Origin of the sequence: Sphingomonas sp. Leaf38, from assembly GCF_001421825.1 — a bacterium.
Classification (GTDB): Bacteria; Pseudomonadota; Alphaproteobacteria; order Sphingomonadales; family Sphingomonadaceae; genus Sphingomonas.
In genome coordinates this window covers 1,231,464-1,240,082 of sequence record NZ_LMLD01000011.1, presented here as the reverse complement: position 1 = coordinate 1,240,082, position 8,619 = coordinate 1,231,464, and the positions used below count along the sequence as shown (strand labels likewise).

At 66.6% G+C, this 8,619-nt stretch carries 10 protein-coding genes; 5 read left to right on the top strand and 5 right to left on the bottom strand.

What is annotated here, in order from left to right; translation table 11 throughout:
• The coding region (locus ASE88_RS19895; protein WP_156357056.1) for an AbrB/MazE/SpoVT family DNA-binding domain-containing protein at positions 1-170 on the bottom strand (170 nt) is incomplete at its 3' end.
• A 91-nt stretch (positions 171-261) separates the two neighbouring features.
• Between ASE88_RS19895 and ASE88_RS13055 the strand changes: the two genes are divergently transcribed.
• Complete coding sequence (locus tag ASE88_RS13055; protein ID WP_056478400.1) at positions 262-1,167, top strand: NAD(P)/FAD-dependent oxidoreductase; 906 nt, start codon at positions 262-264, stop codon at positions 1,165-1,167.
• Here ASE88_RS13055 and rimM read toward each other — a convergent pair whose 3' ends face one another.
• The 4 genes from rimM to ffh all read right to left on the bottom strand — a co-directional run bounded on the left by rimM (position 1,168) and on the right by ffh (position 4,014).
• The gene (rimM, locus tag ASE88_RS13050) at positions 1,168-1,629 is read right to left on the bottom strand and encodes a ribosome maturation factor RimM (protein ID WP_055878500.1); all 462 of its coding nucleotides are present in this window, start codon (positions 1,627-1,629) and stop codon (positions 1,168-1,170) included.
• Position 1,630: 1 nt separating this feature from the next.
• A complete protein-coding gene (locus tag ASE88_RS19565) occupies positions 1,631-1,771 on the bottom strand; it encodes a hypothetical protein (protein WP_234422849.1) in 141 nt (46 codons plus the stop codon).
• A 206-nt stretch (positions 1,772-1,977) separates the two neighbouring features.
• Complete coding sequence (gene rpsP / locus ASE88_RS13045; RefSeq protein WP_055878503.1) at positions 1,978-2,403, bottom strand: 30S ribosomal protein S16; 426 nt, start codon at positions 2,401-2,403, stop codon at positions 1,978-1,980.
• Between the two features lie 66 nt (positions 2,404-2,469).
• Entirely contained in the window at positions 2,470-4,014 is a 1,545-nt protein-coding gene (gene ffh, locus ASE88_RS13040) for a signal recognition particle protein (RefSeq protein ID WP_056478398.1), read from the bottom strand.
• 432 nt (positions 4,015-4,446) lie between these two features.
• On the opposite strand from ffh, the gene ASE88_RS13035 reads away from it, so the two are divergent.
• The 4 genes from ASE88_RS13035 to ASE88_RS19560 form a co-directional block, all read left to right on the top strand.
• Positions 4,447-6,018 (top strand): putative bifunctional diguanylate cyclase/phosphodiesterase, encoded by a 1,572-nt coding sequence (locus tag ASE88_RS13035; protein WP_082463399.1) that lies wholly within the window; start codon positions 4,447-4,449, stop codon positions 6,016-6,018.
• An 86-nt stretch (positions 6,019-6,104) separates the two neighbouring features.
• Positions 6,105-7,352, top strand: a complete 1,248-nt coding sequence (gene mtaB, locus ASE88_RS13030; RefSeq protein WP_056478393.1) for a tRNA (N(6)-L-threonylcarbamoyladenosine(37)-C(2))-methylthiotransferase MtaB — start codon at positions 6,105-6,107, stop codon at positions 7,350-7,352.
• Positions 7,349-8,284: a signal recognition particle-docking protein FtsY gene (gene ftsY / locus ASE88_RS13025; protein WP_056478390.1), complete on the top strand. Its 936-nt coding sequence runs from the start codon at positions 7,349-7,351 to the stop codon at positions 8,282-8,284. The genes mtaB and ftsY overlap by 4 nt, the downstream gene beginning before the upstream one ends.
• Before the next feature lie 124 nt (positions 8,285-8,408).
• A partial coding sequence (locus ASE88_RS19560; RefSeq protein WP_321163421.1) for a septation protein IspZ occupies positions 8,409-8,619 on the top strand: 211 nt, incomplete at its 3' end.

The following is an 8,619-nucleotide window of genomic DNA, read 5'->3' as shown; positions in this document are numbered from 1 at the left end:
CCCGCCAGGTCGATCTTCTTCGGCTTGGGCGAATAGGGCTCGACGATGAAGCTGCCCCGGTCCTCGCGTACCGTCATTTCAGCGCCCTCGACGATGCCGAGCGCCTTTGGCAGCCGCAGCGCAACCGAATTGCCCGATTTGAAGACCTTCGCGCGATATTCCTTGGCCATCACCGACTCCGTATGCACGGCATGTATATACACGGACTCCTCGCGCGGAACAATTACGCTGCCGAAACGCTCGCCCCGGATGGAAAGCAGCATGGACGATTGCATCATCATCGGCGCCGGACCCGCGGGCCTCACCGCTGCGATCTATCTCGCGCGGTTCCACCTCTCGATCCGGCTGTTCGACTGCGGCAGCAGCCGCGCCGCTTTGATCCCGTGCACGCACAACCACGCGGGCTATCCGGACGGGATCCGCGGGACAGACCTGCTCGCACGGATGCTCGCGCAGGCCGAAACCTACGGCGCGGTGCGCGAGGGCGCCCGCGTCGACGCGATCGAGGTCGACGGCGACGGCTTCACCGTCCACCTGGGCGACCGCCGCGCCCGCGCGCGGAGCGTCCTGCTCGCGACCGGGGTAGTGAACAATCGCCCCGCCATGCCAGACGCGGTCCATGACGAAGCGCTCGAGGCCGGCCTGTTCCGCTATTGCCCGATCTGCGATGGGTACGAGATAACGGACAAGCGCGTCGGCGTGATCGGCACCGGCGACCACGGCATGCGCGAGGCGCTGTTCCTGCGTGGCTATACCAAGGATGTGACGCTGATCGCGCCGGACGGCGGCCATGACCTCGACGCGACCTGCGAGGCGGCGCTCGACGAGGCCGGGATCGTCCGCGTCGGTGGGCCTTGCGGTAACTACGCAATCGAAGGCGACCGCTTAGCGCTGGATACCGTCGAGGGCCGGCTGTCGTTCGACAGTGTCTACCCCGCGCTGGGATCGGTGATCCGGTCGGAACTCGCCGTCGCGGCCGGCGCACGCGCGACGGACGAAGGATGCCTCGAGGTCGACGACCATCAACGCACCTCGATCCCCGGGCTGTTCGCGGCAGGCGATGTCGTGAAGGGGCTAGACCAGATCAGCCACGCGATGGGCGAGGCCGGCGTGGCCGCCACGACGATCCGCAACATGCTGTCGGAGCAGCGCCCGTTGCGCCGCTGATTATTCGACGGCGAAGGACGCTTCGACCACCAGCCGGTCCGCATCCCATTCAGGCACGGCCTCGGCACGCATCGGCACCATGAAGCGCTTGCCAGTCGGCCGCTCGATCTCGATCACGTCGCCCGCACCGAAATTGTCGATCGCAACGACCCGCCCGATCGACTCCCCGTCGGTCGAAACGACCGCGAGCCCGATCAGGTCGGTATGATAATATTCGCCGTCGTCGAGCGGCGGCAGCGACGACCGCGGTACGGTCAGTTCGGTCCCGCGCATCGCCTCGGCCGCATTGCGATCGGCGACCTCGGCGAAGCGCGCGATCGTGCCGTTATTGCCAGCCCGCGCCGACTTCAGCATCAGCGCGCCATCGTTGAAGCTCTTATAGGCGCCGAAATTCTCGGCGAATACCTTCAGCCGCACTTCGCCGCCGATGCCGTGCGCGCCGATCACGACGGCAAGCGTCACGCTATCCCTGCGCGGAGCCGGTGTCGGGTCCGGGGCTGTCGTCGGCGCCTTCGGCGGGGTCTTCGGCGGAGACGCCTTCATTGCTGGCATCTTCGATGTCCTCGGGTGCGGGGGCTGTTCTTGGATCTGGATCGGGGGTCATCATGCGCTCCTTGTGGGTGACAGACCGACAAAGAACGCATGAACCGCCATTCGGGTGCGGGCGTTGCCGCCCCCCATCCGTCATCCGGGGCTCGACCCAGGATCCAGAGCCACAGACGCTGCCGCCCTTGGCTCTGGATCCCAGCCTTCGCCGGGATGACGGCTTAAAGACGGATCGACCCCATCGGAGCCGACCCATCCGCAGTCTTACGAAGCGGCTTCTTCGGTCTCAGCAGCAGGTGCCTCTGCTTCGGCAGCAGGTGCCGCCTTTGCAGCCGCTTCGGCCTCGGCAGCTTCAGCCGCCTTGGTCGCACGCTCTTCAGCGCGCTCGGTGGCCTTCTCGCCGGGCTTGCCCTTGTTCGGGTTGTTGCGGGCCGACCGCTCGAGAACGCCGGCCTGGTCGAGGAAGCGTGCGACGCGATCGGTCGGCTGCGCACCGACGCTCAGCCAATGCTTCGCGCGATCGGCGTCGAGCTGCACGCGCTGCTCGTTGTCCTTGGCGAGGAGCGGGTTGTAGTTGCCGATCTTCTCGATGAAGCGGCCGTCACGCGGGCTGCGCGCATCGGCGACGACGATCTTGTAATAGGGACGCTTCTTGGAGCCACCGCGTGCGAGACGAATGTTGATTGCCATGATATTTTCCTTCGTTTTCTAATATTTCGCCCGGCGAGCGCCGGACCAATGGGGTTGGATAAGAGGTTATTTCTTCTTCAGAAAATCGTCGAAGCTGGCCGGCAGCTGCGGTATCTTGCCGCCCAGGCCCGGCAGGCCGCCGCCGGCATTGCCCCCCGGAAGCCCGCCTGCGCCGGCCTTGTTGAGCATGTCGCCCATCTGCGGCCCACCGATCGCATTACCAATCCCGCCCAGGCCGCCCCCAAGACCACCTTTTCCGAGCATCGCCATCATGCCCTTCATGCCGCCCATCTTCTTGATCTTCTTCATGGCGGTCGACATTTCGAGGTGCATCTTGAGCAGCTTGTTGACCTCCTGCACCGTGGTGCCGGAACCCTTGGCGATGCGGATCTTGCGCTTGGCGTTGATCAGTTCGGGCTTGTTGCGCTCCTTGATCGTCATCGATCCGATCATCGCGTCCATATGAACGAGGACCTTCTCGCCGCCGACCGAGGCCACCGCGCCCTGCGCCTTCTTCATGCCGGGGATCATCCCCGCCAGCGCGCCGAGCCCGCCCATCCGCTGCATCTGCGCCAGCTGGGCACGCAGGTCGTTCATATCGAACTGACCCTTGGCCATCTTGGCCGCCATCCGCTCGGCGTCTTCGGCCTGGATCGACTCCGCAGCGCGTTCGACGAGGCTGACGACGTCGCCCATGCCGAGGATGCGACCGGCGACACGCTCGGGATGGAACGCCTCGAGCGCGTCGAGCTTCTCGCCGGTCCCCGCAAACTTGATCGGCTTGCCGGTGACCGCGCGCATCGACAGCGCCGCGCCGCCACGGGCGTCCCCGTCCATCCGGGTCAGCACGATGCCGGTCAGCGGCACCTGGTCGGAGAAGTTCTGCGCGACGTTGACCGCGTCCTGACCGGTCAGCGAGTCGACGACGAGCAGGATCTCGGCCGGGTTCGCGACGTCGGCGACCGCCTTCATCTCGTCCATCAGCGCCTGGTCGACATGGAGTCGACCCGCGGTGTCGAGCATCAGGACGTCATAACCCTGCAGCTTGGCCGCCTGCATCGCGCGCCGCGCGATGTCGACCGGCTGCTGGCCCTGCACGATCGGCAGAGTCGCGACATCGATCTGCGTGCCGAGCGTCGCGAGCTGCTCCTGCGCGTTCGGGCGATTGACGTCGAGCGACGCCATCAGAACCTTCTTGCGCTCGCGCCCGTTGCCGCCGATCGCCGACTGCCCCGCCGCGAGCCGCTTGGCGATCTTCGCGGTGGTGGTCGTCTTGCCCGAGCCCTGAAGCCCGACCATCATGATCACTGCGGGCGGCGTGACGCCCAGTTCGAGCTCGGACGCCTCGGCGCCGAGCATCTCGACCAGCGCGTCGCTGACGATCTTGACGACCTGCTGCCCCGGCGTGACCGAGCGGAGTACGTTCTGGCCGACGGCCTTCTCGGTCGCCTTCTCGACGAACTCACGCGCGACGGGCAGCGCGACGTCGGCTTCGAGCAGCGCGACGCGCACTTCGCGCATCGCTGCGCGCACATCCGCTTCGGTCAGCGCACCCCGGCCGCGAAGGCGGTCGAAGACGCCGCCAAGTCGATCGCTCAGGCTTTCGAACATCGAAATACTCCCAATTACCGTCACCAAACGCAAAAGCGCCGGCGGGCGAAACCTCGCCGGCCAGCGTGCATCCTTGGATGCTCGTCCAATGCGCCCCGTAACGGAACGTGGGCCGCCTCTACGGGAATGCCGCGCCGGATGCAAGACGGGTAGCGCTCAAGGCGACCGCGCGAGACAGCGGCCTGGTCTTCCGCGGTTGCCGACGATCCGACCGGGTCCCCGACGTGGAGCAATCATAATCGCGATCAACGTCCGGCGGCCGATACGTCGCAGCCAGTCGCGCCCACGCCACGCCCCGTCCCGCTCAGATGCGCCCTTAACATCTCTTACACCTCTCGCATGGCACACCACATACCAATCAAGGACCGGACACCCCTCATGATCGCAAAGTCGGCGGCGACAAGTGCGCCCCGCAACATCAGTCGGGAATTCATGACCGGTGCCGTCACGGGCGCCGCGCTCCTGCTGCTCGTGGGAACCGGTGGTACCGTGCTGATCAAAGCGCTCGCCCATCTTCGCGGTAGCACCGCAACGATAGACCGCACGCTGATCGCGACGATGCTGCTCAACGTCTCGCTGATCCTGTTCGGCTGGTTCCGCTACCGCGCTCTGGCCGTGGAATTGAGCGACCTGACCGAAGCCGGCCGCCGCGCACAGGCGCTTGCGCAGCGCGATCCGCTGACCGGCCTCCTCAATCGCCGCAGCCTGTCCGAGGAAGGCGCGACGCTGTTCGCCAGTACCCGCCGCCGCGGCAAGGCGATGGCCATGCTGACGATCGACATCGACCATTTCAAGAGCGTCAACGATCTGCACGGCTATGCGGTAGGTGACCTGTTGCTCGCCTATGTCGCCGAGACGATCGCCGCGATCGCGCCGAGCACCAGCCTGCTCGCACGGCTGGGGGCGGACGAGTTCGCCTGCGCCTTCGTGTTCGACACCGCGCACAGGAGCGTCGCCGACCGGATCGCCGAGCGTCTGGTCGCCGGCCTTGCGCTCCCATTCCGCACGAACGGCGTCGATATCCATTTGAGTGCGTCGATCGGCGTCGCCCGGTCGGACGTCGACTGCGCCTCGGTCGATGCGTTGTTGCGCAATGCCGATATCGCGCTCCACGCAGCCAAGACCGGCGGTCGAGGCCGCCATGCCTGGTTCGACAATTCGATGGAACGCTCGCTGAAACTGCGCGGCGAACTCGAGGCTGGTTTGCGCGCCGCGATCCCTGCGCAAGAAATCGTGCCATATTTCGAGCAGCAGATCGACCTGACCACGGGCCGAATCACCGGTTTCGAAGTGCTCGCCCGCTGGGACCATCCGACCAGGGGCACGATCGCGCCCGACGTGTTCATTCCCATTGCCGAGGAAACCGGGCTGATCGGCGACCTGTCGCTGTCGATCATGCGGCAGGCGTTCACCGCCGCGCGTGACTGGGACGCGGGATTGAGCCTGTCCGTCAACGTCTCGCCGTTGCAACTGCGCGACGCATGGCTCGCGCAGAAGATCATCAAGACGCTGGTCGAGACCGGCTTCCCCGCCAGCCGGCTCGAGATCGAGATCACCGAAAGCGCACTGTTCGACAACCTGCCGCTCGCGCAGTCGATCGTCGGCAGCCTGAAGAACCAGGGAATCCGCCTCGCGCTCGACGATTTCGGCACCGGTTATTCGAGCCTCGCCCATCTGCGCGCGCTGCCGTTCGACCGGATCAAGATCGACAAGAGCTTCGTCACGTCGATCCTCGCCAATCCTGAGAGCATGGCGATCGTCAATACGATCGTCCGGCTGGGCGACAGCCTTAATCTGCCTACGACCGCCGAAGGCATAGAAGACGACGCGGTCGAGGAGCGGCTGCGCGGGATCGGCTGCGCAAAGGGCCAGGGGTATTTTTACGGCAGACCGCTCGGCGCGGCGCAGGTACGGCGGTTGCTGGCGGAAAAGCGGCTTTTGGCGCAGCGGCCGGACCGCGATGGCACCCCGCTGCGCGGCATCGCCCCACGCCTGGCCAGTTGACCGCGCGCGCACGCCGCCGCCCCATCAGTGCACCAGCGCCAACGCAAGGCGTGGACTTCGCTCCGCGCGGCTCCTAAATCGCGCGCATGTCACCCGCCCCCGCGCCAGAGGTCATCTCCCTCGGCTGCCGCCTCAACATCGCCGAAAGCGAGACCATCCGCGCGCTCGTCGCCGGGCGGGACATGGTCGTGGTCAACAGCTGCGCGGTCACCAACGCCGCGGTGAAGGCAACGCGCGTCGCGATCCGCCGCGCGAAACGCGATCGGCCCGACGCACACATCGTCGTCACTGGGTGCGCTGCGCAGATCGACCCCGGCAGCTTTGCGGCGATGCCCGAAGTCGACCGTGTCATCGGTAATGCGGACAAGCTGACCAGCGCGGCGTGGGACGCCCCCGCCCCGGTGCTCGTCAGCGACATCATGCAGGTCCGCGAAACCGCGCCGCATCTCGCCGCGAGCTTCTCCGCCCATGCTCGCGCGTTCGTCGAGGTGCAGAATGGCTGCGACCACCGCTGCACCTTCTGCGCGATCCCGTTCGGTCGTGGCCCTAGTCGGTCGGTGCCCGCCGGCGCCGTCGTCGACCGGATCGCCGGACTGGTCGATTCGGGCCACCGCGAGATCGTTCTGACCGGCGTCGACCTGACCAGCTACGGGCCCGATCTTCCCGGCGCGCCGACGCTCGGCCATCTGGTCGAACGCATCCTCCAGCATGTACCCACACTGGAACGCCTGCGGCTGTCGTCGCTCGATGGGATCGAGATCGACGATCGGCTGTTCGCGCTGCTGACGACCGAGCGACGGATCCTGCCACACGTCCACCTCTCGCTTCAGGCAGGCGACGACATGATCCTCAAGCGGATGAAACGCCGTCACGCGCGCGCCGACAGCGTCGCGCTGGTCGATCGCCTCAAGACCGCGCGACCCGACATCGCGATCGGCGCAGACCTGATCGCCGGCTTCCCGACCGAGGACGCGGCGATGTTCGCCAACACGCGCGCGCTGATCGACGACTGCCAGATCGTCCACCCGCACATCTTCCCCTATTCGCCCCGCGCCGGCACCCCCGCCGCGCGGATGCCGCAGGTCGCGCCCGAGGTCCGCCGCGATCGCGCCGCGATCCTTCGACAAGCCGGTGAAGCAGCACGCGCGCGCTGGCTGCAAACGCTGGTCGGCACCCGCCAGGACCTGCTTGTCGAGCGCCCCGGCGACCGCGGGCATATTGGCAATTTCGCCGAAGTCTTACTGGACGAACCCGCCATACCCGGCGACATCGTCCGCATCACGATCACCGGCGCGACCAATGACCGCCTCCGCGCAACACGGGAACTGACATGAGCACCACCCCAACCTGGCACGACAAGCTGATCGGCGGCTTCAAGCGCACTTCCGACCGGCTCGTCGGCAACCTCGCCGGCCTCGGCGGCGCACGGCTCGACGACTCGACACTCGACGATATCGAGGAGGCGCTGATCGCCTCCGATCTCGGCCCCGAAACCGCCGGCCGGATCCGCCACCGCCTTTCCGAAGGCAGTTTCGAGCGCAACATGGAAGAACTCGGCATCCGCGTGATCGTCGCCGAGGAGGTCGAGAAGGTGCTGGCCACGGTCGCCAAGCCGATCGAGATCGACGCGTTTCCGCGGCCGCAAGTCATCCTCGTGATCGGCGTCAACGGCTCGGGCAAGACGACGACGATCGCCAAGCTGGCGCATCTGCTGATGGAGCAGGATTACGGCGTGATGCTGGCAGCGGGCGACACGTTCCGCGCGGCCGCGATCGGGCAGCTGCGCACCTGGGCCGAGCGCGTCGGCGTGCCGATCGTGACCGGTCCCGAGGGCGGCGACGCGGCGGGCGTGGTATGGGATGCGGTCAAGAAGGCGACCGAGACGGGCATCGACGTGCTGATCGTTGACACCGCGGGCCGCCTCCAGAACAAGCGCGAGCTGATGGATGAGCTGGCCAAGATCCGCCGCGTGCTGGGCCGCATCAACCCCGAGAGCCCGCACGACATCGTCCTCGTGCTCGACGCGACCACCGGCCAGAACGCGCTGCAACAGATCGAGGTCTTCAAGGAAGTCGCAGGCGTCACCGGCCTGGTGATGACCAAGCTCGACGGCACCGCGCGCGGCGGTGTGCTGGTCGCGGCGGCGGAGAAATACGGCCTCCCTATCCATGCGATCGGCATAGGCGAAGACATGACCGACCTGCGCCCGTTCGACGCGAACGAGGTGAGCCGGATCATCGCGGGCGTGGAGAGCGTTCGAAAGTAACGCGCCGCCCGCGTGCGACTCTCCCGTTCGTCCTGAGCGTAGTCGAAGGACCGGTCAGCTTGTGGCAATGTCGTTCGACTAGGCTCGGCGCGAACGGGATTTACCGTATTTCTTGGAAGACATAGTGACCAAATCCCCCCTGTCCCCCGGTCTCCGCATGGCGATCGACTATGGCCCGCTCGCGGTGTTCTTCGCGGTGAACTTCCTCACGCCGGGCGCACCGATCGCGCGCGTCATCGCCGCCACTACCGCGTTCATCATTGCCACGGTCGCGGCGATGATCGTGTCGAAGGTGAAGGCGGGGCACATCTCGCCGATGCTATGGATGTCGGGCG